Here is a 26,649-nt window from a genome sequence, read left to right on the forward strand (position 1 = left end):
TCAAGATTTGCGACATCTATTTTAAGACATGCTATACTTTTGGGGTCACGAAAGAAGTAATAAAGGAGCGATTGCATGTCTTCAGCATTATTTACACCATATACTATTAAAAATGTCACCTTCCCTAACCGGATTGTGATGAGTCCCATGTGCATGTATTCATGTGAAGCACAGGATGGTAAAGCCACAAACTTCCACTATATTCACTACACTTCCAGAGCTGTAGGAGGAACAGGCTTGATTTTCACAGAAGCAGCAGCCGTCACAGAACAAGGTCGTATTTCTCCACAAGATCTTGGAATCTGGAGTGATGACCATATCGAAGGATTAAAAAAAATTGTTCATCTTTCTCAAGAACAGGGATCAAAAGTTGGCATTCAACTTGCGCACGCAGGTCGAAAAGCCGTTCTGGATGGACCGATTATTGCACCATCTTCCATTCCTTTCAATGAGGAGATGAAAACACCAGAAGAAATGACGGTCGAACAAATTAAGGAAACCATCGTTGCTTTTAGAAAAGGAGCGGAACGAGCGAAGGAAGCAGGATTCGATGTGATTGAACTACACGGCGCTCACGGATATTTAATCAATGAATTTCTATCCCCACTCACTAACAAACGTAAAGATGAATATGGCGGTTCAAAAGAAAGCCGTTATCGTTTCTTAAAAGAAACCATTAATGAAGTAAACAAAGTTTGGGACGGACCTCTATTCGTTCGAATTTCTGCTGAGGAATACCATGAAGAAGGTAATACAATGGAGGATTTCATTTATTTTTCTGACGAAATGAAAAAGCAAGGCGTCGATCTTGTTGATTGCAGTACTGGTGGAGTTGTTCCTGCGCGTATTCAAGCCTACCCAGGTTATCAAGTAAAGCATGCCGAACAAATCCGAAAGGAATCTAACATTGCGACTGGAGCCGTTGGATTAATTACCCATCCTCTTCAAGCAGAAGAGATCATTCAAAATGAACGCGCGGATCTTGTTTTACTCGCTAGAGAAATGTTAAGAGATCCTTATTGGGCTAGAACTGCCGCAGCTGAACTTGGAGGAGATTTAAAAGCTCCTAAACAATATGAACGTGGTTGGAACTAATGTGTTGAAATAAATATAGATAAAGCGAGCTCAAGTTGAGCTCGCTTTTCTTAATGGAATATGTACCGTTGTCTGGTCCTCCATTAAATCGGTATTTTCAAAGAGATTTCTCGCTTCTTCCACCAGTCCGACAACATCAGATTCCTGGTAGCGAGAACTAATATGATTTAACAACAGTTTCTCCACCCGAGCATCCTTTGCAATTCGAGCTGCTTGCACTGTAGTGGAATGATAATACTCATACGCTAGTCTAGTGTTTGCCTCAGAAAAAGTAGATTCATGAATCAAAACGTCGGCATTTCTGGCAAAATCAATGGTCTTTTCTGTAAATCTTGTATCGCCACAAACGACAATGTGCCTACCTTTAATGGTTGGTCCTGTCACGTCACACGCATGAATCGTTTGCCCATTCTCCAGTTTAATTGAACTACCGCTTTTCAACTTTTGATAGATCGGTCCAGGCTGTACGCCGAGAGCCTTTAATTTTTCAACATTTAACGTACCTGCTTTATCCCTTTCTTCAATACGATAACCAAAGCTATCGATTCCGTGCTCCAAAAGAGCAACCTTAATGGAAAAATGAGATTCATTCACTTGAATCCCGTCCTCTACTTCTACAATACGCAGCGGATAACGTAGGTAGGTGCCACTAATCCGAATCGCTGTATTAATAAAATCAGCTAATCCTTTGGGACCGTATACAATCACCTCTGATTCTCCTCCCTGAAAGGAGCGACTTCCAAGGATGCCTGGTAATCCAAAAATGTGGTCTCCGTGCAAATGAGTAATAAAAATTTTTGTCATTTTACTAAGAGTAATGGATGAAATAAGAATTTGATGTTGTGTCGCTTCTCCACAATCAAACAACCATACTTCTCCAGAATCCAATCGCAGGGCTGCGGAACTGACGTTGCGTTTTGTGGAAGGAACACCGGCACCTGTCCCAAGAAATGTGATTTCCATCTTAATTCTCCTTTTCATCGTCTCTTTGTCGCAAACATTTCAATGATCAGCTACACTGTATGTATGAATCCTATATAGGAGCTGAATCTCATGTCTTCGAAATATAGATTAATAATTGCATTGTTCCTATCTCATATCCTTTTATTCTTGTCTTTCTTTTTGTTAAATGACATCTTCTGGCCGCTCTTTACCGTATCTCTTCTCTTACTCGGTAGTTTTTCATTCCGTCATGTTAAATGGAGGAAACCTTCTTTCGCTCAACTCATAATCGGAATTGGAAGTGGTGGCTTGCTGTATCTTATTTTTTATGTGGGTAAAGTGATGATGCTCTACATACTCCCTCAATCGATCACTCAGGTTGAAGCACTCTATCAACTTGTAGCGCCTGATCAAACCTGGCATTATTACAGCCTAATTCTTATCATTATTCCGGGAGAAGAACTGTTTTGGAGAGGATTTGTACAAACACAGCTAAGAACGATTCACATCAAGTATCCAATCTTACTAGCTGCTCTGCTTTATATGAGTGCACACATATACGCAGGCGCTTTTCTATTGCTAATAGCTGCTGTTTTAGCAGGAATTGTATGGGGATACCTGTATAACCGCACAGAAAATATGATCGTTCCGCTGCTTTCACACCTTGTTTTCGACTTATTTCTTCTAGTTTTCTTTCCGCTTCTCTAGTTTATACGAAAACTTTACTTCATGAAGGAGGTTCTTCACATGCTTTTTATACAGAAGAGCCTCTTTGTGATCTGGATGTTTCTCTCCATAGCGAACCTTCTCGTAAATTTTAACAATAAACTCTTTGTTTTCACGACTACCAGGAATCCTTCGCAACCATTCACTTAACGTTTCATCTTTTTGGCGACCATTACGATATTTGAAAGCTTTTATTTCAAGATCATAGAGCTGTTTTCTTATTTGATCAGAAGGTGGCTTTAATTGCTTCATTTGCTTACCTTTTTGTGAATACAATGTTTCACTTGTCGAAGTTGCAAACGATTTGACTTGAAAACGAGTAAGAGCCAACCTTTTCTTATACAAAACGATCACAACAATAACGAAGCAAATGAAAAGTAATGTATAGAAAATCATCTCTATCGGAATATCCATCCCTTGATTCAGAATTTTTTTATCGTTCATGATTTCTTGAGTCTCACTACTCGAGCTCGTCTGTAATAATTCCTGACCATCTTCAGTAAAGCGACCTTCAAGAAACGATGTTAACCAGTAAATCGGTAGACCAATAACATAACCTAGTCCGCTTATCGAATAAGAGATTGCTTTTACTATCGGTTCTTTCACCCAAATCAGGATACTAAACAGAACACTTGAAGCAGATAACAAAATGAAGATAAAGCTTATCGCCCACCTTGCCTGCTTCTTCCCTCCTGTTTTTCTAACTTCTACAGCGGCTCTACAAATAAGAAGCATCACAAACTGCACAAGAGGCAACAAAAAAATAACCTGTCGAAGCTCAGATGAATTACTAAATAAAAAGAATAGAAACGCCCCAATTAAACTCAAGAAAAATATGAGCGCATCATTACTTCGCTCGATTTCCCACATGTTTATATAACTCCGCCAGGCAATGACTATTGAAAGAAGAACCGTATATAGGAACGGAAAACCTAGCACTGCTACTCCCGCAAGAGTCGTCAAAACCATTAGCAGCAACATCAATGTAAACGAAATGTATGCTCGGTTTCGGGCGTAGACACCGAAAAATACTAAGCCTCCCCCTATAACCATGGTCAGAAAGGGAAATATCGGTGGAAAGGTTTTTTCATACAAATAAAAAAACGAAATGATAAGATACACAAACAACATGTCATAAACGTAATAAAGAATATGAGGGAGTTCCTTTCGTAAACTCATGACTCCTTCTTCCTCTCTAAATGGCTAAGATATGCGTCATCACCTGACATTTTCACTTCATAGCATTTATGTCCTTTCCTTTCTAATAGATGGTAAAACGCTGCTTCTTTGCTCTCTTGGATCGGTTCTCCTAATCGAATGATAACAGAACGATCTGTTATTCGCTTCCGCAGCCATGCACTCATTCGCTCAAAAGATAACAAAGGTCTCGTTTCGTCAATTCGAGCTAGCATTTCAAGCGCATTACTCAACTGAGCATTTCCCTCACCTGCTTCCAGTGTCATACATGGGGACGGTCCCTCTGGATCTAAATTGATATGTAATTCGAATGACACTCCTCTTTTGGTAGCAAGCTTGCAGAGAAAAGCAAGTTGACTAATATACGTCTCGATGTCTTTAGAGACCTGCCCAGGACTATTTTTCTTTTTAACAGATAAATCAAGAACAAATATCCACCTCAAATCAATCGAACGTTCGTATACTTTTGTTTTCAATTCTGAGGTTCTAGCTGTGGCTTTCCAATGAATGCGATTGAATGGGTCCGAACTTTCGTATTCCCTGGCACCTGCTGGAGATGAGAGGTTTTCATATAGCGAATGTTCATATGAATGGCTTCCCAATTCGAACATCGAAAGTTGCTCTACACCTTTCACCTCTAAAAGTTCGGGATATATCAGAATTTCTGTCTGAAATAAACTTTCAAGAATGGATAACTGTTTCCCCCATCCAAAGAGATCTTTAATCAAAAGCTCTACTTTTCTTATCCGAGTCACTCCTCTTTTATCTGCATAAATCGGAAAGGAAATGGTTTTCCTTTCCTTTTTACCAAGATAAAAAGGTATGGAATAAAATTGAAGGTATTTGGTATTTTGGACTAGATCAACGTTTGAAACATGCAGAATAGGCTCTAGAGAAAAATGGAGCTGACCATTCCATATCGGCAATTTCCCTGTATTGTTTAGTGTAAAAGAGAGGGTTTCCTGCTCCCCTTTGAAAAGCTTAATCGTTCGACGGTTATTTTCTAACTCAACTTGCTCACCTGCCTTTTTCAAGTACAGACGAGTAAAAAAGGTTAATAACAATAGCGCAATGGTGATTAAGAAAAGTTCAAAAGATTGAAAATAAAATGAGGAAAGAAGCACAATCCAGCTCAGGGCAAAAAATGAAGTTAGAAACAATGAAAGCCTAGTTGACGATCTCCACCTCATGTTGCTGATGTCCCTAACACTTCCACAGGCACTTCAATTTGAGTGAGAATTTCATTAAATACTTTTTGTTTCGTCATCCGCATGGATCCTTCCATCGTAAGTACAAGACGGTGACTAAGAACATAAGGAGCCACGAACTGGAGATCATCAGGAGTGACATATCGTCTCCCTTCTAAATACGCTTTTCCCTGTGCGGCTTTCATAAAGGCAATTGTGCCCCTTGGACTAACGCCAACACTTATGTACTCTGAATTTCTTGTGGCTTCCACAATATTAAGTAAATAATCTTCAATCACATCAGAAAGTTCAACTCGTTTTACTTCCTCTTGAAATGATTCAATCTCACCTTCTTCAAAAAGACACGTCAAATCATCAAATGGATTATGTAATCTCATCATTTGAATCATCTGTTTTTCTTCTTTCATGGTTGGGTATCCACTTTTCATTTGCATAAAGAAGCGATCCATTTGTGCTTCAGGTAATGAGAAGGTGCCCTGTGATTCTAATGGGTTCTGTGTCGCCATGACGATAAAAGGAGTAGGGAGCTTTAACGTTGTTCCTTCAATGGTTACTTGCTTCTCTTCCATAACTTCCAATAAACTCGACTGGGTTCTTGGAGTAGCTCGATTTATCTCATCTGCGAGTAATACATTCGTCATAACGGGTCCGGGTCGTAATTCAAAATCTTGTTTCTTAGGATTGAAAAATTGAATACCTGTGACGTCACCTGGAAGAACATCAGGAGTAAATTGTATTCTCTTAAATTCCCCTCCTAGTAAAACGGCCATTGACCGGGCAAGAAGTGTTTTCCCGGTACCTGGAACATCTTCTAATAAAACATTCCCATTATTCAACAATGAAATCACTACAAGTTCAATCGTTTTTTCTTTGCCGATCAGCACCTTTTGCATTTCTTGTTGAACAATCTTCATTTTTTCTACAATTTTCATTTTGTCAGCTCCCTTTCAGACCAGATGAAAAATAGGCTATTCTTTTTCTTTTTTATAATTCCAAAGAAAATCACGATCTAGACTCGTCCCACGTCTTTTCTCGTCTCGCAGTTTATGGCTTCCATCTTCGCCAAGCTGGTTCCCTTTTAGAAGAGCACTATCTCCGTATTTTGATCGGATAGATCCAATGGTTTTCTGTAAGCTATCTCTTCTTGAATCAGCTTCAAAAGAAAATAAATCAAGCTGAACAGTGGCTTCGTTTCGATCTACTAATTGCTGTCCAGTTATTCCGAGTAATCGAATTGGCTGCCCGGACCAGTTCTTTTCAAATAGTCGCTGAGCTGCATCTAAAATATCAGCAGATTGAGAAATCGGGTTTTGAAGCTTCTTGCTTCTGGTTACAGTTGTGCGATCATTGTAGCGAATCGTCAGCTGAATATTAAAGCTCAAAACATTTTTCTTACTCATACGCTTCGCGACCGAATCTGATAAATTAGTCAGCGCAGTATTAATACGATGATGATCAATGAGGTCCTCTGGAAAAGTGGTTGAATTCCCAACGCTTTTAAACTCATCTATGGCGTCAGGATCAACCGGACGGTCGTCCCTCCCATTTGCGCGGTCATGTAACCTTCTTCCGTTAATACCAAGCTTCATTTCAAGCTGCAGAGGATTCGCATGAGCAAGATCGTGAATGGTTTTAATATTGAGTTCATGCAATTTTCCCTTCGTTTTCTTGCCTACGCCATGCATTTCACCAACATCTAGCGGCCAGAGTAATTTATCTAGCTCTCTTTTACGAAGAATCGTTATACCTAAAGGCTTCTTCATATCAGAAGCCATTTTAGCCAAGAATTTATTAGGGGCAATTCCGATACTACAAGGAATACCAATTTCAGAATGAATCCGCTGTTGAATTTCCTTTGCAATAGCAACAGGACTTTTCTCACCACAATCTTCCGTAATATCTAAGTAACCTTCATCAATCGATACTGGCTGAACGAGTGGCGTGTAGGTTTCTAACAATTCGAATATTTGGAGGGAGGTTTGGCGATAAAGGGGAAAGTTAGGCGGCATGATGAGAAGTTCTGGACAGTACTTTTTCGCTTCCCATACCGGCATTGTTGTTTTCACACCTTTCTTTCTCGCTTCATAGCTACTCGTCACCACAATGCCTCGCCTTTCCTCAACATTCCCGGCAATCGCAAGAGGTTTTCCGCGAAGCTCAGGATTATGAGCAGCTTCAACTGACGCATAAAAACTGTTCATATCCACATGAAAAATAATTCTCCCTCTTCCCTTTGCACTCCTATCCATTCCACACATCTCCTTAAACCTAAATCGACTCCGTTCGAGTCTATTCGGGCGGTGCCTGTCACTAGTAACTAACAAAAAGACAGGAGTGGCCCCCTGTCTTACGTCGTTTTAACTTGTTGTCTTTCAACCCATTTCACAAATTCATTTCCGTGAAAATGCTTATTGAACTCCAACTGAAATTGATACATTGCTTCAAGAAATTCAGCGTTTTCTTCTGATTTGGAGCGATATTCTTCAAGGTATTTCATAACGGAGTATGAATACTGGTCACTCGCTTCTACTTTCGTTAGTCCTTCTTCAGTCAAAGTAACGTATGATACGCGTCGATCATCCGTTTTCTTTTCAAGTTTAACGAACATTTTGTTTTTCAACCGCTTTAATACCTGCATAACGGTGGAGACATCCCATAAACCGATTTCCGATATTTTGGTTATCGTTACCTCTTCCTCAAAGTAAACAATCCACATGACATGTTGTTCAGCCTGAGTTAATCCAATCTCTCTTGCATTTTTTTGCCATTCATTTTCGAGAACTTTATATGTTCCGCGCATATAGTTCATTAGTTTATGAGTTTGAATAGAGTCCATCTTAACACCGCTTCCACTTCTTAAATTGTAATCATACGAATCTATTTTAACATAATATAGGAATCCTGCCACGAAGATGAGAACAACAAAAAAAGAACATTGTCTAAATTCGACAATGTTCTAAACAATGCTTTACTTACTATGCATTTGCAACTTCTTTAATAATAGATACAACGGCTTCAGAAACTTTCACTAATTCTTTAACCGGCATCCGTTCATTTGTCGTATGAATTTCTTCATAACCTACCGCAAGGTTAATTGTAGGGATACCGTGTCCAGCTATAACGTTTGCGTCACTTCCACCGCCACTAGTTAATAATTCTGGGGAACGACCAATCTTTTCCATAGCTTTTTTCGCTATTTCTACAACGTAATCACCATCGTTGAACTTAAATCCAGGGTACATGACCTTTATATCAAGATCAACGGAGCCTCCCATATCTGAAGCTGTTGTCTCAAATGCTTTCTTCATTTTTTCTACTTGAGCTTCCATTTTCTCTGGAACGAGCGAGCGTGCTTCTGCAAGAACTTCCACATAGTCGCATACAATGTTTGTTTGTGAGCCACCTTGAAAACGACCAATATTCGCTGTCGTTTCATTATCCAAACGTCCAAGAGGCATCTTAGCAATAGATTTTGCTGCCATCGTGATTGCAGAAACTCCCTTTTCAGGTGCTACTCCTGCATGAGCCGTTTTTCCATAAATAGTTGCCTTGATTTTTGCTTGAGTAGGAGCCGCTGTGATAATTTTACCAACTTCACCATCACTATCGAGAGCGTAGCCAAATTTGGCAATTAGCTTCTCTGGATCAAGAACTTTTGCACCTTGTAGCCCAGACTCTTCTCCAACAGTTATAATAAATTGGATCGTTCCATGCTCGATATTCTGTTCTTTTAATACACGAATAGCTTCAAACATCGCAGCTAGTCCAGTTTTGTCATCGGCACCAAGAATCGTTGTTCCATCCGATACAACATAACCATCTTTAATTGAAGGCTTAACTCCTTTTCCTGGGACAACTGTATCCATATGCGAAGTGAAGTAGATCGGATCTGCACTTTCGACGTTGCCTTTTAGTGTACAAATTAGGTTACCGGCTTCATGTTCCGTTTTTTCTGCTGCATCATCTTCTTCTACTTCCACACCAAGTGATGTGAACTTTTCTTTTAAAATGGCAGCTATTTTCTTTTCGTTTTTTGTTTCAGAATCAATTTGAACGAGTTCTAAAAACTCATCCACAAGTCTTTGTTCATTAATCATGATGTCGTGCCTCCTGTAATTCATTTTATAGCGGAATGTTACCATGCTTTTTCTTTGGACGTTCTTCTCGCTTATTTCTCATTAATTCCAGTGCTTCAATCAATTTCATTCTAGTCTCTCTCGGATCAATGACATCATCAACCATCCCGCGTGATGCGGCTATGTATGGATTAGCAAATTTCTCCCGATACTCTTCAATCTTTGAAGCGCGCGTTTCTTCGGGATTATCGCTCCCATTAATTTCTCTCGCAAAAATGACGTTTGCGGCTCCCTCTGGACCCATTACAGCTATCTCTGCATTCGGCCATGCATATACAAGGTCAGCTCCAATGGATTTCGAGTTTAGGGCAACATATGCTCCACCATAAGCTTTTCTTAAAATAACTGTAATTTTGGGAACCGTTGCTTCAGAATATGAATAAAGAATTTTTGCTCCGTGACGAATAATGCCACCATGTTCTTGCTTGATCCCAGGGAAAAATCCTGTAACATCCTCAAACGTGATCAATGGTATATTAAATGAATCACAGAATCGGATAAACCTTGAAAGCTTATCAGAAGAATCAATATCAAGTCCTCCTGCCATTACCTTAGGCTGATTGCAAATCATTCCAACTGTTTCTCCCTTGATTCTTGCAAAACCGATGACGATATTCTTCGCAAAATACTTTTGTACTTCTAAGAAAGAATCTTTATCAACCACTGAATCAATTACGGCTCTAACGTCATATGGCCTCGTGGAGTCAAATGGGACAATATCGGCAAGATCTGAACAAAAATCATCTCGTTCCGGACTTGCCACGATTGGCGTCTTCTCCTCGTTATTGGATGGTAAGTAAGTGATCAAATCGCGAACGTTTGCGAGAACTTCTTCCTCAGTTTTTCCTGTGAAGTGCGCATTTCCACTTTTAGAACGGTGAACTTTCGCACCGCCAAGATCTTCAGCAGAAATTTTCTCACGCGTAACCGTTTCGATTACTTTCGGACCAGTAATAAACATCTGACTCGTATCTTCTACCATAAAAACAAAATCAGTAATTGCTGGTGAATAAACAGCCCCACCTGCACATGGACCCATAATCACAGAAATTTGTGGGATCACTCCGGAATAGATCGAATTTCGATAGAAGATATGTCCGTACCCGTCCAATGATACCACACCTTCTTGAATTCTCGCACCTCCAGAGTCATTCAAACCAATGATTGGAGCACCATTACGAGCAGCAAGATCCATAACATGGGTTATTTTTTTGGCGTGCATTTCCCCTAATGCGCCACCAAACACAGTGAAATCTTGGGCAAAAACATAAATGGGACGACCATCTACTTTTCCATAACCTGTCACAACACCTTCTCCAGGTGCTTTTAAATCTCCCATTCCGAAGTCTTGAGAACGATGTTCAATGAACGAGTTCAACTCAACAAAGGTACCTGAGTCAACCAGCAAGTCAATTCGTTCCCTGGCGGTTAATTTACCTTTCTCGTGCTGCTTGTTAATCCGTTCATCACCACCGCCCATTTCAACTTCTCTTCTGCGATCATACAGTTCATTAATTTTATCGTACATGTCCATTATTCTGCCTCCTTCGTTCCCTTTTCACAAAGTTCGTATAGTACTCCTCCTGCTGATTTAGGATGCAGAAATGCAATGTTCGCTCCACCAGCTCCTTTAACAGGTGTTTCATGAATCAGCTTAACACCGTTTGAAGAAAGCTCTTTCAATCGTTCTTCAATCCTGTCATCAGCTAGAGCAATATGGTGAATACCCTCGCCTCTCTTCTTAATGAATATGGCCACTGGACTAGACTCACTCATTGGTTCGAGAAGTTCGATTCTCGACTCACCGATTTTCATAAAAGCGACTTTCACACCTTCAGAAGCGACTTCCTCAATCGCTTCAAGCTTCAAGTGAAGCTGATTCACATAAAAAGGTAGTGCTTCTTCAAGAGAAGAAACGGCAATCCCAATATGATCAATTTTCTTTGGTGGTTCTTTAACTGTTTGGTCAATTCCATCACGCTCATATACTGCTTTTTCAATAAAAATGGCTGTATCTTTTGTAGGTGTTCCAGGCGTGAAAACTTTTTGAATCCCTTTTGATTCAAGAAACGGAATGTCTTCCCATGGAATTACGCCCCCTCCCACTACAATAATATCCCCTGCACTGCGCTCTTCTAATAATGAAACAATCTCAGGGAATAATTCATTATGGGCCCCAGATAAACAAGATAGGCCAATTGCATCTACATCTTCTTGTACAGCAGCTGCAACGATTTGCTGTGGCGTCTGTCTTAACCCTGTGTAGATCACTTCCATTCCATAGTCTCGAAGGGCCTGCGCAATAACAAGAGCACCTCTATCGTGTCCGTCAAGACCTGGCTTCGCAATCAATACTCGAATCTTCTTCATATCGTTCAACTCCCAGTTTGTTTAGATTCCTGTGTACTCACCAAATTCTTCCCGAAGTACCCCGCAGATTTCCCCAACCGTGCAATAGTCTCTAACACAGTTAATAATAAGAGGCATTAAATTGCTAGTTCCTTTAGCTCCCATTCTCAATTCTTCCAACCGAGCGCTCACTCGATTCGGTTCTCTCGTTGAGCGCAGCGATTCAAGTTTCTCGATTTGTTTGCGCTGAAGCTCCGGATCAATACGATGTAATTCAGGCTTTGGTTCATCTTCTAGAGTATATTGATTCATTCCAACAACGACTTCTTCGCCGCTTTCGATTTTCTTTTGAGTTTCATAAGAAGCTTGATGAATTTCCCGCTGCATATAACCTTGCTCAACAGCTGAGACTGCACCACCCATATCATCAATCTTGCGAATATATTTAAACACATACTCTTCTAACTGATTAGTTAGTTTCTCAATAAAGAAAGAACCTCCTAGCGGATCAACCGTATCCGTAACACCACTTTCATTCGCGATAATTTGCTGCGTTCGAAGAGCAATCCGTGCTGAATCTTCTGTTGGTAACGCTAATGCTTCATCCTTTGCATTCGTATGCAAACTCTGGGTACCACCTAATACTGCTGCAAGCGCCTGAATGGTAACTCGAACGATATTGTTATCCGGTTGTTGGGCTGTTAGCGTTGATCCTGCTACTTGAGTGTGAAAACGTAGCTGAAGGCTTTTCGCTTTTTTAGCTCCATACCGTTCCTTCATAATCTTTGCCCAAATTCTTCTCGCAGCTCTGAACTTCGCAATTTCTTCAAGGAACTGATTGTGTCCGTTAAAGAAGAAGGCCAATCTTGGTGCAAAGTCATCGACCTTTAACCCAGTTTCAATGGCTGCGTCAACATAAGCGATTCCGTTAGCAATTGTAAAAGCTAGCTCTTGGGCCGCTGTCGATCCCGCTTCTCTTATGTGATAGCCTGATATACTAATCGTATTCCATCGCGGTACATGCTCAGCACAATAAGCGAAAATGTCTGTGATAAGTCTCATAGATGGTTTTGGTGGAAAAATATACGTGCCCCTGGCGATGTATTCTTTTAAAATATCATTTTGGATCGTTCCAGAAATTTGTGCCTGTGACACTCCCTGTTTTTCTGCAACGACAATATACATAGCAAGCAATACAGATGCTGGAGCATTAATGGTCATGGAAGTACTGACTTTATCAAGAGGGATATCTCGTAAAAGCGCTTCCATATCATTGAGTGAATCAATAGCAACACCCACTTTACCAACTTCACCTTTGGCCATCATATCGTCTGAATCATAGCCGATCTGTGTAGGAAGATCGAAGGCTACTGATAATCCAGTTTGACCTTGATCAAGTAAATATCTAAAGCGACGGTTGGTTTCCTCAGCTGATCCAAACCCCGCATACTGTCTCATTGTCCATGTTCTACCTCGGTACATCGTTGGTTGAATACCTCTTGTATATGGATATTGGCCTGGTAAGCCCAATTTCTCCATGTAGTTCTTATCCAAAGTTTCTGGATGTCCCAAACGGTCTATATCAATTCCAGAGCTCGTCTTAAACGCTTCTTTCTTCTCCGGAAACTTCTCAATTAGTTTTTCAGTTAGTTCTTTCCATTCCTTAAATTGAGTTTGAAAATCTTTGTTCTCTGTCTCCATCCCCATTCCTCCCTAGTTGTCTTGCTATAAAATTAATTCGAAATTTAGATGTCTAACTTATATCTAATTCTTCATTAAGTAAGCGTTTTCCTTCTAGAACTACAAAATTTGTCGATACTCGCTACCGTTTCATGAAGGATTGTCTTGTCCAACATAAGAAATCCATGTAAAATGACAATAGAATGTTTATTTTGGGAGGGACTCTCATGCCTCGTAAAGCCACAAAGATTGTTGTATATATTATGATTATCTCGATGCTTCTTAGTTTGTTTGCTGGAGCAACTGCGATGTTGTTTTAATAACGAATTGTTTTTAGCAAAAAAATCATTCTCAAATAAAGAAATAGTTTTTATTCTATACAAAGAAGAGGCTGTCAGCTGACAGCCTCTTCTTTGTATAAGCAATCTCTTTTAGTATCTATCATTATTCATAGCTATGAACGAAGTTAATTTTGGGCTCCTTTATGATCTAAAATAGCTTTATCCTTAGATAGGGCTCCAGATTCAACCCCAAGCTTATAAAAATCATTCTCACTCGTAGTAATCATGATTTTCGTTCCAATTGGAACGACCTCAAAAAGCGACTCAACCTCTTTATTTAAAAGACGTATGCAACCCGCCGTTATATATTCACCAATTGAATATGGACGATTAGTACCATGGACACCGTAAATCCGACCATTTGTGCCTTTTGCATCAAACCCAATCCATCTTGTACCAAGTGGATTGTCTTTCGCACCACCCTTTATGTTTTTCTTTCTGTAATAAGGGTCTTCGGCTTTTATAATGATTGTAAAAAGCCCTTCTGGTGTATCTTCTATACTTCGACCGGTCGCTACTGGTAAAACACGTTGAATTTCATTGTCATTAATGAAAGCAAGCTCATTTGTCATCTTATTGACGATAAGAAACGGATCTCCGGCGTTAGGCTGATTACCGAATGGGAAAAGAATGGACACAGAGAGATATATCGATAGTAAGAAAGAAGTCATAGTCTAACACCCCTTTTAGTATCTATCATGCATCTATTTATTCAATTCATTCGGATTTTGAGAAAGCTCCCGGTTTAAAGTATCGTTTTAATAGCAAATATTGTTCGATTTCATTTAGAAAATATAGAAGAGCTGACCGCGTTTCAAATTCGTCTCGAGCAACAGGTAACGGCGAATTCCTAAATTCTTCTCTCATGGATTCAAGCTCTTCTAGAAAAAGATTCGCAGTATTTTGGGGTTTAACAGCTTCACTAAGCTTTTCCATAAAATCGGCAATTTTACGACCGTGAATATATGTTTGATCGAGTGAAGAAATAATCGGCAACACTCTCTCTAATATCGTAAATTGTTTTTCTCGCATTTTGAAATAAACATAGTACTTATCATCATCGCGAATCATATGATTTTCGATATCTTTAAGAGCTAAGTTCTTCGCATACTGAAGCAAATCACCTACTTCAATGATTTCTTTACCGTCCCAGCTGCTTTCACCTTCTCGAAGATAAACCGCGTATTCCATTAAGATCACAGAAAACTTCTCTTCAATTTGTTTTCTAATATTCAATAAATCTTTCTCAAGACTTGGCATATAGAGGTTAAATAGAAGAGCAACACCTATACCAATAACAATAATAGCTACTTCGTTCCATACAATGTCCCAGCTTACTTGATTAAAATTATAAATATGGAGAATGATAACTGAGCTTGTAATAACGCCTTCGGTTGCCTTGATGGCGACAACGGCTGGTATAAAGAAAAGCAACAATAGTGAGATGCTAAACGGTGTATATCCGATTCCTTCAAAAAATACAGCGCTAAACACAATTCCGAGTAAACAAGCTAGAAATCGTTCCCATGAACTTCGAAAAGACCGTTTAGTCGTCGGTTTTATACAAAGAATGGTAAGTATGCCAGCAGAAACGTAGTTATCAAGAGAAAACAATTGGGCGATTGTTATCGCAACACCAGTACCTATTGCCGTTTTTACCGTTCTATAACCAATTTTCACTTTCAATAAAGATACTTCCTTCCAAATATGACTTACTACTTTAATATCCTTCAATTATCAGAGTCTAAACCATTTTCGAATCGTTGAACAGCAAATTCTCTTTAAATAGCGCTTTCAAAAAAATATTTTCACAATAAAACCTTACATTCTATAGTTGTGATAGTCCGATTATATATCCAATTCAGACGCTTTATCTTATACTCAACAAAAAAAGTGAGCCATAGGCTCACTTCATAACACTTTTTCTAAGAATGCTTTTGCTCGATCTGTTTTTGGTTCATTGAAGAATACTGCAGGTTCACTTTCTTCCACAAGCTTTCCTCCATCAAGAAAAAGGATACGATCAGCTGCTTCTCTTGCAAAAGCCATTTCATGTGTAACAATCACCATAGTCATCCCTGATTGACCAAGATCCTTCATTACATCAAGAACTTCTTTTACCATTTCAGGATCGAGTGCAGAAGTCGGTTCATCAAACAACATATACTCAGGTTCCATAGCTAGGGCTCTAGCTATGGCTACACGTTGCTTTTGACCTCCAGAAAGCCGTTTCGGATATTCATTCGCCTTCATTGAAAGCCCAACTTGCAATAGGAGCTCATGTGCTTTTTTCTCAGCAGCCTCTCGCTTTAATCCTTTTACTTTCATTGGGGCATAAATAAGATTTTCCAATACTGTTTTATGAGGAAAAAGGTGAAAATGCTGGAACACCATCCCAATAGACTGACGTAACTCCATGACGTTTGTAGTGGGATCTGTTAATTTTTTATCATCTACCCAGATTGTTCCGGAGGTTGCATTTTCTAATTGATTCATACATCGAAGAAGAGTTGATTTACCAGATCCAGAAGGTCCAATAATTGCAACTACTTCTTCTTTTTGAATCGTTGTTTGAATATCAGTTAATACTTCAAGAGTTCCAAACTTCTTGTGTAAATTGTCTATTTTAATCACTCCGGCTCATTCTCCTTTCCACCATTTTTCCAACTAGAGTTAATATCATAACGAGTAAGTAATAAATGATCCCCGCAATAAGTAACGGCTCAAAATACTTGAACTTCTCTGCAGCCACTATTTGACTTCTTCTCATAATATCAAACACACCAATAACAGATACAATCGCTGATTCCTTCGTTAATGTAATAAATTCATTCATGAGTGCAGGTAAAATGTTTTTCATAGCCTGTGGTAGAATGATATCCTTCATCATCGGACGATAAGGTATACCTAATGCAGCAGCCGCTTCATTCTGTCCGCTGTCTACTGCACGAATTCCAGCCCGAATAATTTCGGAAATATATGCAGCTGAATTTAGACCAAATGAAAGGACACCGGCTTCAAAAGCTGAAATATCATAACCCGTTAGCTGAGGAGTTGCATGATAGAATAATAGTAGCTGTAAAATAAGTGGCGTTCCCCGGAAAACGGAAGTATAGGCATCAGCTATCCAAGTTAGAACCTTTACTCTACCAATTTTAAATAATGCGAGAACCGTACCAAGCACAAATCCTACTATTGCAGATACACTTACAAACTTTAACGTGACCAATATTCCTTGCAGGATGTAGGGAATATTAGGCACGAATTGGCTGAAATCCAAATCCATGCCTGATCATCCTTTCTTCTAAGGTGTTATTCTACAGTGTCTTGACCAAACCATTTTTCAATAAGCTCGTCCATCTTGCCATTTTCTTTCATTTCTTTAATTACTTCGTCAAATTCTTCAGTCAGTTCACTATCTTTTGGAAAAGCGACAGCTGACCCTGCTTCCTCGGTATTAGGAAGGTTCTCACCAGTTAAATCTTCATTACTTTCTAAGTAGCCCTTCGCTACCGTATCTTCAATAATAATGGCATCGTAACGTCCTGACTTAAGTTCTTGAATCAGTTCTGGAATTCGATTTAATGTGATAATCTCCATATTTATTCCACTGTCTTTTAGCTCATTCGCTTTATCTTCTTGAATCGATCCAAGCTGAACACCAACTTTTGCTCCGTTAAGGTCTTCTGGCTTTGACATTTTATTATCTGATAAAGAAACAACCATGTGATTAGCTGAATAATAAATTTCTGAGAAATCGACATTTTCCTTACGTTCATCTGTAGGCGTCATTCCTGCAAGAACGAAATCAACACGTTCACTACTTAGTGCTGTAATTAATCCGCTAAAATCCATATCTTTAATTTCCACATTATATCCCAACTCATCAGCGATGTAGTTTGCAATATCGACGTCAAAACCAATAATATCTTCTCCTTTTGCAGAATCAATGTATTCAAACGGCGGATAATCAGCTGAAGTTCCCATAATGAGCGTTTCTTCAGATGAACCTCCACTTTCTTCTTCGTTCGAATTTTCATTTGAAGATCCGCATGCAACTAGTGCCATCACCATGAATAATCCAACCATAACCATTAGCCAATTTTTCTTCATTTTAATTCCCCCTGATCAATGTATAATAATTCGTTTTTTTGTATATTGATTACTATAGCAGATAATAATTTAGATTTCTACATATTTATTCATATTATTTCATATAAATTAAAGTTGTTAAATTCGGTTTATTCTGTATTATTAAACAAAAAACCCTCTTGTTCCTTCTTAATTAAAGAAGCAGAAACTAATATTATATGCAAAAAAGCACCAGGCAAGTTTGCCTGGTGCTTTTGAGTAAATGAGTTCAATTTAACAATATTTATTAAATAAGTATTGTAGCATTCCAGATACTTCTTCAGGATCGCTACCTTCGATTTCATGACGTTCAACCATATTAATAATTTCTCCGTCTTTTAATATAGCAAACGATGGAGAAGATGGTGCAAAACCTTTGAAGTATGAACGTGCTGTTGCTGTAGCCTCTTTATCTTGACCTGCAAACACAGTTACAAGTTGATCTGGCACCTTCTCGTTTGTAATAGCCATTTTTGCAGCCGGTCGCGCAACCCCTCCTGCACATCCACATACAGAGTTTACCATCACAAGCGTTGTTCCTTTACTTGTCACAACCTCTTCTACTTCTTCAGAAGTTGTTAATTCTTTATATCCTGCTGCTTTGATTTCTTCACGAGCTGTTGCAACAACGTCGTTCATAAATAAATTAAAGTCCATAGACATTTTATATTCCTCCCTTTATCATGAAAGCTTCTCTCTTATTGTATCGCGAATCCCTATACTTTTCCAAGAAACGCTTTCAAACTTTATCAAAAAAAACAGCCATCCGAGTAGGGACGGCTGTATTTCTTAATAAACGGAAGTATTGTCTTTTGAAATCGTCTCTAGATTTTCTTTTACCCGAGCAAGAAACTTACCGCAAATCATGCCATCTAGAACTCTATGGTCAAGAGAAAGGCAAAGGTTAACCATATCACGAACAGCAATCATACCGTTGTTCATAACTACAGGACGCTTCACAATACTCTCAACTTGAAGAATGGCTGCTTGAGGATAGTTTATAATCCCCATGGATTGAACAGAGCCGAAAGACCCAGTGTTATTCACAGTGAATGTTCCACCCTGCATTTCTTCACCCTTCAATTTACCCGTTTTGGCTTTTTGAGCAAGCTCTTTCACTTCGCGAGCAATGCCTTTAATTGATTTTTCGTCTGCATTTTTAATAACAGGGACGAAAAGAGATTCATCTGTTCCTACAGCAATGGAAATATTAATATCTTTTTTCTGAACGATCTTATCGCCAGCCCACATTGAATTCATTTGAGGGAATTCTTTCAGAGCTTCTACGACAGCTTTAACAAAGAACGCAAAGAACGTTAAGCCATATCCTTCCTTCTTCTTAAAGTCATCTTTTATCCCATTTCGATATTCAACGAGATTCGTTACGTCAACTTCAATCATCGTCCATGCATGTGGCGCTTCATGCTTACTGCGAAGCATATTGTTGGCAATCGCACGACGAACACCAGTAACAGGAATTTCAATATCCCCTTCTGCTACAGGAACATCTGCTCCTTTTCCTTCAGAAGTTTCTTTCACTGGAGCTTTTGGAGCTTCTTTCTTCTCTTCCTTCTTGCTAACAGCTTTAGGTTCTTCTTTAGGTGCTGGCATTTCACCTGACTCAATCACCTTCTGGATATCTTTACGGGTAATACGCCCACCTTTACCAGAACCGCTTATTTGTTCAAGATCAAGATTGTTTTCCTGAGCCATACGGAGAACAGCTGGTGAATAACGACGTTTCATCGGCTGATCTACTTCTTCTTGATCTTTTTTATCTTCAGATATATTCTCTATCGCTTTTTGACCAGTAGATTCTTCTTGCTTTTCTTCTGATGCTCCACCTTCAATATCGATATAGCAAACCAGTTCGCCTACTTCAATCGTATCGCCTTCTGCAGCTACAAGCTCTTTAATTACGCCTGTATAAGATGATGGAACTTCCGCATTCACTTTATCAGTATTTACTTCCGCAATTGGATCGTACTTATTAACAGTATCGCCAACTTCAACTAGCCATTTCTCAATTGTACCTTCTGTGACACTCTCGCCCAACTGGGGCATGAGTATTTTTTCAACTGCCACTCTAATCCCTCCTATTCATCCCACGGTTTAAAATTCAGCTAATTCACGCATCGCTTTCTCGACTTTATCAGGATTTAACATGAAATATTTCTCCATCGGAGGAGAATACGGCATTGATGGGACATCAGGTCCTGCAAGGCGTTGAATTGGAGCGTCAAGATCAAAAAGACACTCTTCCGCAATAATCGCTGAAACTTCACTAATAATGCTTCCTTCTTTATTATCCTCTGTAACAAGAAGAACCTTTCCTGTCTTCTTCGCCGCTTCTACAATCGCTTCACGATCAAGCGGGTATACTGTTCGAAGATCAAGAACATGAGCAGAAATACCGTCTTTCTCAAGCTTCTCGGCTGCTTGAAGGGCAAAGTGAACGCTTAGACCGTATGTAATAACCGTGATATCGTCACCCTCACGCTTCACATCCGCTTTTCCTATGGGAAGCGTATACTCTTCTTCAGGCACCTGTCCTTTAATTAAACGATAAGCTCGTTTATGCTCAAAGAAAAGAACTGGATCGTCATCACGAATCGCTGCTTTTAGTAATCCTTTTGCATCGTAAGGAGTTGATGGCATAACAATTTTAAGTCCCGGTACATTAGCAAAAAGCGCTTCGACAGATTGCGAATGATAAAGAGCACCATGCACTCCACCACCATAAGGAGCACGAATGGTAATTGGACAGCTCCAATCATTGTTAGAACGATAACGAATTTTTGCCGCTTCTGATACGATTTGATTGACCGCAGGCATGATGAAATCAGCAAACTGCATTTCAGCTACAGGACGCATCCCATACATTGCAGCACCGATACCAACGCCCGCGATAGCAGACTCTGCAAGTGGAGTATCAATCACTCGTTGTTCTCCAAACTCATCATACAAACCATCAGTAGCGCGGAAAACTCCACCTCGTACCCCAACATCTTCACCTAATACAAAGACTTTCTTATCACGCTGCATTTCTTCTCTTAGGGCCTGGGTTATCGATTGAATATATGAAATAACTGGCATAATGGTTCCCCCTTACTCTGCGTATACATGCTTCATTGCATCTTCGGCAGGTGCATAATCCGCATTTTCTGCGTATTCTGTTGCTTCATCGACCTCTTTTTGAACACGGTCGTGAATTTCTTTTTCAATCTCATCTGTTAGAACGCCAACCTCTTTTAAATAAGCTGCAAAGGTAATGATCGCATCCTTTTTCTTAGCTTCTTCTACTTCCTCACGCGTACGATAGGCGCGATCGTCGTCATCACTTGAGTGAGGCGTTAAACGATAAGAAACTGTCTCAATCAATGTTGGACCATCACCGCGACGTCCTCTTTCAACTGCTTCTTTTGATGCTTCATATACAGCAAGTGGATCATTTCCATCAACAGTTACTCCTGGCATACCATAACCGATCGCACGGTCTGATACTTTCTCACAAGCTAACTGCTTAGAAACTGGTACTGAAATCGCATATTTATTGTTTTCACATACGAATAGAACTGGTAACTTATGAACACCAGCAAAGTTTGCTGCTTCATGGAAATCACCCTGGTTCGATGAACCTTCACCGAATGAGCAGAATGTGACAAGATCTTTCCCTTCCATACGCCCCGCAAGAGCAAATCCTACCGCATGTGGTACTTGCGTTGTTACTGGAGAAGACCCAGTAATGATATTATTCTTCTTCTGTCCGAAATGCCCAGGCATTTGACGACCTGCAGAGTTTGGATCTTCTGCTTTCGCAAATCCAGATAGCATAAGGTCTTTTGCAGTCATACCGAACGCAAGGACAACTCCCATATCACGATAATAAGGAGCGACAAAATCTTTTTCTGGATCCATTGCAAAGGCAGAGCCTACCTGTGCTGCCTCCTGCCCTTGACAAGAGATTACAAATGGAATTTTCCCAGCTCGGTTAAGTAACCACATGCGTTCATCAATTTTACGAGCCATTAACATTGTTTCAAACATTTCGAGCACTCTTTCATCAGAGAGACCTAATGCTTCATGACGATTTTCAGCCATAATGTTTTACCTCCTTATATAACCTTTATTAAGAATGAATTGCTTTTCCATCCACTGCAAGCGCAGCTTCACCAATTGCCTCGGATAATGTAGGGTGAGGATGGATTGTATGTGCCACTTCCCATGATGCAGCATCTAGTACTTTTGCAAGACCAGCTTCAGAAATCATATCTGTTACATGAGGACCAATCATATGTACGCCAAGGAGATCCTCGTTATCAGCATCAGCTACAATTTTCACAAAACCATCAGACTCCCCAAAAACAAGCGCCTTGCCAATCGCTTTAAAAGGGAATTTCCCAACCTTAACATTATGACCTTGTTCTTTTGCCTGATTTTCTGTCAAGCCTACACTTGCCATTTCTGGACTGCTGTAAATGCAGCTAGAAACCATTGTGTAATCAATTGGTTCAGGATTTTGATCCGCTAAATGTTCAACGGCGGTAATCCCTTCATGAGAAGCCACGTGAGCTAGCTGCATTCCTCCAATAACATCACCAATCGCATAAATATGAGATTCTTTCGTTTGGTAATATTCATTGGTCTGGATGACACCCTTGTCTACCTCGATCGTCGTGTTCTCAAGTCCAATGTTTTTCACATTTGCCTCACGCCCAACTGATACAAGCATTTTGTCAGCAGTAAATGTTTTGGTTTCCCCTTCATGCTCAGCATCAATGGAGACACCATTATCTATTGTAAGAGAATCACCCATCACCTTTGCTCCAGTGAAAAGCTTGATTCCTTTTTTCTTCATAAGCTTATGCGCTTCTTTAGAGATATCCTTGTCTTCTGTTGGTACGATCCGATCCGCATATTCTACAACCGTAACGTCTACACCAAAATCAACAAGCATTGAAGCCCATTCAATCCCGATTACGCCTCCGCCGACAATGATGATCGAAGATGGTAGACTTTCCATACGAAGCGCTTCATCAGAAGTCATAACATATTCGCCATCTATTTCAAGGCCTGGAAGCGTACGCGGTTTAGAACCAGTTGCAACAATAACGTTTTTGGGAATTAGCATTGCATTTTCTTCTCCGTTATTCATCTCGACTGAGACCGTACCAGGCATTGGAGAAAAGATAGATGGTCCAAGAATTCTACCAAAGCCCTCAAATACATCAATCTTCCCCTGCTTCATTAGGTGTTGAACACCTTTATGAAGTTGGTCAACGATACCTTGTTTACGTTCTTGAACTTTCTTAAAGTCTAGGGCAATTTCTTTAGCCATAACGCCAAACTCTTCACCGTGCTTAGCAGTAGCATACACTTCAGCACTTCGAAGCAATGCTTTACTAGGAATACATCCACGATGCAAACATGTTCCACCAAGTTCACGTTTTTCAACAATTGCCGTTTTGAGACCAAGTTGTGAAGCCCGTATAGCGGCTACATAGCCACCAGTACCTCCACCCATAATGACGAGATCATATTCTTCAGCCATTCAAATTCTCCTTTATAGAACAATTTATTCCCTTTTACAGTTAAGGTCGTAACAATCATATGAAAAAGTTAATAACCATTACATGACAGTCGATTCTACGGAAGAAACAGGGTATACTTTTGCCTTTTCTTCTTTTCTCAACACCCGTAATCCACCTTCAGCTAAAGCCTGGAGCTCATTTTCTCCAGGATGGACAATAACGTCAGCGATCCACTTAATCTGATCTGTTATTTGAGATACAAACTGCTTACCATATGCTAGTCCACCCGTTAATACAATCGCATCGACCTCTCCAGCAAGAACAGCGCTAGCAGCACCGATCTCTTTTGCTACTTGATATGCCATTGCGTCAAAAACGAGCTTTGCTCTCTCATCACCTTCACTGATTCGCCGCTCTACTTTCACAGCATCATTCGTCCCCAGATAACCAACGTAACCAGCTTGTCCAACGACCTTTTTCATAATTTCATCTGCATAGTATTCTCCGGAGAAGCACATAGATACTAATTCTCCTACCGGAACTGTACCGGCACGTTCAGGTGAGAAAGGACCTTCCCCATGCAAACCATTATTCACATCAATAACTTTCCCTTTATGATGCGCGCCTACCGTAATCCCCCCACCCATATGAGTTACGATAAGGTTCAACTCTTCGTATTTACTATTCAGTTGGGATGCAACTCTTCTAGCAACAGCCTTTTGGTTTAAGGCATGAAATATACTTTTGCGCTCTATTTCAGGCACTCCCGAAAGACGGGCCACATCTTGAAGCTCATCCACAACAACCGGATCTACAATAAAAGAAGGAATATTTAGCTGTTCAGCAATTTCAAAGGCAATAATTCCACCTAAATTTGAAGCGTGTTCACCTGAGAAACCGTTTCGAAGATCTTCGAGCATCATGTCATTGACTGAATACGTCCCCCCTTCAATGGGACGTAATAAACCACCACGGCCTACTACTGCCGATAACCTCGAAATGTTAATATCTTCTTCATCTAACGCTTCAAGAATAGTGTTTTTTCTGAATTCATACTGATCGATGATGGTTTTGAATTGATTAATCTCATCCGTATCGTGCCGTAATGATTTCTCAAATACGGCACGTTCATTATCAAAAACACCTATTTTAGTCGATGTTGATCCCGGGTTGATTACCAGAAGTCGATATTCTTTATCTGTCACTCGAAACCCTCCGTTTATCTGCGATGACCTAGAATGTGCTGAGAATTCATTAAGAATTGGCTTCTTGATTGCTTCATTTGCTCAATTCTTTCTTCAGCAAGGCGGTCAGCTGCTGCATAAGTAGGAATACCATCGCGTTTAGAGATTTCAATGACTTTCGCAATGGTGTCATAAATGCCATCAACACGTTTCATAGCGCGATCGCGATTATAACCATAAAGCTCATCAGCAACGTTAATAACGCCACCTGCGTTAATTACATAGTCCGGTGCATATACGATACCCATTTCGTGAATCTGATCACCATGAGACGTTTCGCGAAGCTGGTTGTTAGCCGCTCCTGCAATAACTTTTGCTTTAATTTTCCCTATAGTCTCGTCATTAATAATGGCACCAAGTGCACAAGGAGCGAAAATGTCGCACTCTACTTCGTAAATATCGTCCGGATCGACTGCTTTCGCTCCAAAATCAGCAACTGCACGATCAACAGATTCTTTGTTAATGTCAGTGACTACAAGTGAAGCTCCTTCTTCGTGAAGATGTTTGCAAAGGTTATATGCAACATTCCCAACTCCCTGAACTGCTACTGTTTTACCTTCTAACGAATCGGTACCGAATGCTTCTTTTGCAGCTGCCTTCATTCCAACATAAACACCGTATGCTGTTACAGGAGAAGGGTTACCAGAAGAACCAAATGCCGGTGAAATACCCGTTACATACTCTGTCTCTTCGTGGATCATATCCATATCTTGAACTGTTGTACCTACGTCTTCCGCAGTAATATAACGACCATTTAGACCCTGAATGTAACGACCGAACGCACGGAACATTGCTTCGTTTTTGTCTTTGCGAGGGTCACCAATAATAACAGTTTTTCCCCCTCCAAGATTCAAGCCAGCCGCAGCATTTTTGTAAGTCATCCCTTTTGCAAGACGAAGAGCATCTTCAAACGCCGCTTCTTCGGAAGCATATGTCCACATTCTTGTACCACCAAGAGCTGGTCCTAGTGTTGTATCATGAATGGCGATAATCGCTTTTAACCCTGAAGCTTTATCCTGACAAACTACCACTTGTTCGTAATCATATTTCTCCATATAAGTAAAAAGTTCCATTTAAATCTCCCTCTCTGTTTTCCTAAAAATTTATTTAGCTGAACTAACCGCAAGCGCGATACTATAAACTTTACTTTGTGCACTATCTGCTCGAGAAGTTAAAACAATTGGCGCCTTTGCACCTGCAATAACTCCACCAACTTTTGCATTTGCAAAATAAACGAGTGATTTATATAGTGCATTCCCCACTTCAATTGAAGGGACAAGAAGAATATCTGCTTTACCTGCAACTTCACTCTTTATCCCTTTATGCTCAGCTGCCTCGACAGAAATAGCATTATCTAGTGCAAGTGGTCCATCAATGATACAATCAGCAATTTGACCTCTATTATTCATTTGTGTAAGTGCTGATGCATCAAGCGTCGCCTGCATAGCAGGATTGACCACTTCTACTGCAGCAAGCGGTACAACTTTAGGTAATGTAACACCAATGCTTTTCGCAATATATACAGCGTTTTTAACAATTTCAACCTTTTGCGTTAAATCCGGGGCAATATTCATACCTGAGTCTGTCACGAAGATCAGGCGTTCGTATCCCTGAACGTCAAACGCAGCTATGTGAGAAAGTACTTTTCCTTTTCGTAACCCATATTCTTTATTTAAAACTTCTTTTAAAATAACCGAAGTGGAGACCATTCCTTTCATTAACACATCAGCTTCTCCATTTCTAACCGCCATAACAGCAGCTCTCGAAGCCTCCTGGTCTGATCGAGCCTGGACAACCTTGATAAATGTTGATTGAGATAATCCGTGATTATCTAGCATTTGCTCGATTTTGTTCTGATCTCCGTAAAGGATGAATGAAGCAAGTTGTTTGTCAATGGCTTTATGAACTGCTTCAATCACTTCTTGATCTGCCGCGGAGGCAAGCGCAACTGTTTTAGTCGGCTGTTCCGCTACCTTCTTCACAAGTTGATCTAGATTCATTGATGTCCCTCCTTTTACGCCATCATACTATTATGCAAGTTCCATGCCAATTCTCACTTGTTGACGCAA

The 26,649-nt window shown here is 40.0% G+C and carries 26 protein-coding genes; 3 read left to right on the plus strand and 23 right to left on the minus strand.

The genetic code is table 11. The features are described from left to right. The first annotated feature begins 75 nt into the window (after positions 1-75). Positions 76-1,095: an NADPH dehydrogenase NamA gene (gene namA / locus AC0VYO_RS13915; protein ID WP_475367721.1), complete on the plus strand. Its 1,020-nt coding sequence runs from the start codon at positions 76-78 to the stop codon at positions 1,093-1,095. 30 nt (positions 1,096-1,125) lie between these two features. Here the strand turns inward: namA and rnz are convergent, their stop codons facing one another. Beyond that, entirely contained in the window at positions 1,126-2,058 is a 933-nt protein-coding gene (rnz, locus tag AC0VYO_RS13920) for a ribonuclease Z (protein WP_475367722.1), read from the minus strand. 90 nt (positions 2,059-2,148) lie between these two features. Between rnz and AC0VYO_RS13925 the strand changes: the two genes are divergently transcribed. Beyond that, positions 2,149-2,745 carry a lysostaphin resistance A-like protein gene (locus AC0VYO_RS13925; RefSeq protein WP_475367723.1) on the plus strand — a complete coding sequence of 199 codons (597 nt, stop codon included), beginning with the start codon at positions 2,149-2,151 and terminating at the stop codon, positions 2,743-2,745. Here the strand turns inward: AC0VYO_RS13925 and AC0VYO_RS13930 are convergent. The 9 genes from AC0VYO_RS13930 to AC0VYO_RS13970 form a co-directional block, all read right to left on the minus strand. Next, on the minus strand, positions 2,722-3,942 hold the full coding sequence (locus tag AC0VYO_RS13930; RefSeq protein WP_475367724.1) for a hypothetical protein: 1,221 nt from the start codon (positions 3,940-3,942) through the stop codon (positions 2,722-2,724). The genes AC0VYO_RS13925 and AC0VYO_RS13930 overlap by 24 nt on opposite strands. Next, the gene (locus tag AC0VYO_RS13935) at positions 3,939-5,120 is read right to left on the minus strand and encodes a DUF58 domain-containing protein (RefSeq protein WP_475367725.1); all 1,182 of its coding nucleotides are present in this window, start codon (positions 5,118-5,120) and stop codon (positions 3,939-3,941) included. The genes AC0VYO_RS13930 and AC0VYO_RS13935 overlap by 4 nt, the downstream gene beginning before the upstream one ends. A gap of 26 nt (positions 5,121-5,146) precedes the next feature. Continuing rightward, a complete protein-coding gene (locus tag AC0VYO_RS13940) occupies positions 5,147-6,100 on the minus strand; it encodes an AAA family ATPase (RefSeq protein ID WP_430246957.1) in 954 nt (317 codons plus the stop codon). A 36-nt stretch (positions 6,101-6,136) separates the two neighbouring features. Beyond that, entirely contained in the window at positions 6,137-7,417 is a 1,281-nt protein-coding gene (locus AC0VYO_RS13945; protein WP_194222081.1) for a DNA polymerase IV, read from the minus strand. Positions 7,418-7,515: 98 nt separating this feature from the next. Continuing rightward, the gene (locus AC0VYO_RS13950) at positions 7,516-7,977 is read right to left on the minus strand and encodes a transcriptional regulator, SarA/Rot family (protein WP_475367726.1); all 462 of its coding nucleotides are present in this window, start codon (positions 7,975-7,977) and stop codon (positions 7,516-7,518) included. A gap of 166 nt (positions 7,978-8,143) precedes the next feature. Then, on the minus strand, positions 8,144-9,265 hold the full coding sequence (locus AC0VYO_RS13955; protein ID WP_430246959.1) for a M20/M25/M40 family metallo-hydrolase: 1,122 nt from the start codon (positions 9,263-9,265) through the stop codon (positions 8,144-8,146). Positions 9,266-9,290: 25 nt separating this feature from the next. Further along, positions 9,291-10,841 (minus strand): acyl-CoA carboxylase subunit beta, encoded by a 1,551-nt coding sequence (locus tag AC0VYO_RS13960; RefSeq protein WP_303531129.1) that lies wholly within the window; start codon positions 10,839-10,841, stop codon positions 9,291-9,293. Continuing rightward, entirely contained in the window at positions 10,838-11,674 is an 837-nt protein-coding gene (gene mce / locus AC0VYO_RS13965; protein ID WP_430246960.1) for a methylmalonyl-CoA epimerase, read from the minus strand. The genes AC0VYO_RS13960 and mce overlap by 4 nt, the downstream gene beginning before the upstream one ends. 21 nt (positions 11,675-11,695) lie before the next feature. Beyond that, entirely contained in the window at positions 11,696-13,354 is a 1,659-nt protein-coding gene (locus tag AC0VYO_RS13970; protein WP_430246961.1) for an acyl-CoA mutase large subunit family protein, read from the minus strand. Positions 13,355-13,560: 206 nt separating this feature from the next. Between AC0VYO_RS13970 and prli42 the strand changes: the two genes are divergently transcribed. Next, positions 13,561-13,653: a stressosome-associated protein Prli42 gene (prli42, locus tag AC0VYO_RS13975; protein WP_142329569.1), complete on the plus strand. Its 93-nt coding sequence runs from the start codon at positions 13,561-13,563 to the stop codon at positions 13,651-13,653. 146 nt (positions 13,654-13,799) lie between these two features. On the opposite strand, the gene AC0VYO_RS13980 is transcribed toward prli42, so the two are convergent. From AC0VYO_RS13980 to yqiS, 13 genes are all read right to left on the minus strand, one after another. Continuing rightward, positions 13,800-14,345, minus strand: coding sequence for a L,D-transpeptidase (locus AC0VYO_RS13980; RefSeq protein WP_430246962.1), 546 nt, complete (start codon positions 14,343-14,345; stop codon positions 13,800-13,802). 46 nt (positions 14,346-14,391) lie between these two features. Then, on the minus strand, positions 14,392-15,360 hold the full coding sequence (locus AC0VYO_RS13985) for an aromatic acid exporter family protein (RefSeq protein WP_430246963.1): 969 nt from the start codon (positions 15,358-15,360) through the stop codon (positions 14,392-14,394). 225 nt (positions 15,361-15,585) lie between these two features. Next, positions 15,586-16,308 (minus strand): amino acid ABC transporter ATP-binding protein, encoded by a 723-nt coding sequence (locus AC0VYO_RS13990; RefSeq protein ID WP_430246964.1) that lies wholly within the window; start codon positions 16,306-16,308, stop codon positions 15,586-15,588. Next, positions 16,301-16,960 carry an amino acid ABC transporter permease gene (locus AC0VYO_RS13995; RefSeq protein WP_194222088.1) on the minus strand — a complete coding sequence of 220 codons (660 nt, stop codon included), beginning with the start codon at positions 16,958-16,960 and terminating at the stop codon, positions 16,301-16,303. The genes AC0VYO_RS13990 and AC0VYO_RS13995 overlap by 8 nt, the downstream gene beginning before the upstream one ends. A 26-nt stretch (positions 16,961-16,986) precedes the next feature. Next, positions 16,987-17,787 (minus strand): transporter substrate-binding domain-containing protein, encoded by an 801-nt coding sequence (locus tag AC0VYO_RS14000; protein WP_475365455.1) that lies wholly within the window; start codon positions 17,785-17,787, stop codon positions 16,987-16,989. 252 nt (positions 17,788-18,039) lie between these two features. Then, positions 18,040-18,468, minus strand: coding sequence for a BrxA/BrxB family bacilliredoxin (locus AC0VYO_RS14005; protein WP_226614125.1), 429 nt, complete (start codon positions 18,466-18,468; stop codon positions 18,040-18,042). A 126-nt stretch (positions 18,469-18,594) separates the two neighbouring features. Further along, positions 18,595-19,890, minus strand: coding sequence for a dihydrolipoamide acetyltransferase family protein (locus AC0VYO_RS14010; protein WP_430246966.1), 1,296 nt, complete (start codon positions 19,888-19,890; stop codon positions 18,595-18,597). Positions 19,891-19,917: 27 nt separating this feature from the next. Then, positions 19,918-20,901 (minus strand): alpha-ketoacid dehydrogenase subunit beta, encoded by a 984-nt coding sequence (locus tag AC0VYO_RS14015; protein ID WP_475365456.1) that lies wholly within the window; start codon positions 20,899-20,901, stop codon positions 19,918-19,920. Positions 20,902-20,913: 12 nt separating this feature from the next. Continuing rightward, positions 20,914-21,906 (minus strand): thiamine pyrophosphate-dependent dehydrogenase E1 component subunit alpha, encoded by a 993-nt coding sequence (locus tag AC0VYO_RS14020; protein ID WP_194222093.1) that lies wholly within the window; start codon positions 21,904-21,906, stop codon positions 20,914-20,916. Between the two features lie 28 nt (positions 21,907-21,934). Further along, on the minus strand, positions 21,935-23,356 hold the full coding sequence (gene lpdA, locus AC0VYO_RS14025; protein ID WP_475365458.1) for a dihydrolipoyl dehydrogenase: 1,422 nt from the start codon (positions 23,354-23,356) through the stop codon (positions 21,935-21,937). Between the two features lie 78 nt (positions 23,357-23,434). Next, positions 23,435-24,541: a butyrate kinase gene (gene buk, locus AC0VYO_RS14030; protein ID WP_475367727.1), complete on the minus strand. Its 1,107-nt coding sequence runs from the start codon at positions 24,539-24,541 to the stop codon at positions 23,435-23,437. Positions 24,542-24,555: 14 nt separating this feature from the next. Further along, positions 24,556-25,653 carry a branched-chain amino acid dehydrogenase gene (bcd, locus tag AC0VYO_RS14035; RefSeq protein WP_194222096.1) on the minus strand — a complete coding sequence of 366 codons (1,098 nt, stop codon included), beginning with the start codon at positions 25,651-25,653 and terminating at the stop codon, positions 24,556-24,558. A 30-nt stretch (positions 25,654-25,683) separates the two neighbouring features. Further along, positions 25,684-26,580, minus strand: coding sequence for a phosphate butyryltransferase (gene yqiS / locus AC0VYO_RS14040; protein ID WP_475367728.1), 897 nt, complete (start codon positions 26,578-26,580; stop codon positions 25,684-25,686). Between the last annotated feature and the right edge of the window lie 69 nt (positions 26,581-26,649).

The sequence above is a fragment of the Anaerobacillus sp. 63XJN7_4_ISO-PGPR-S23-413 genome, from assembly GCF_056173725.1.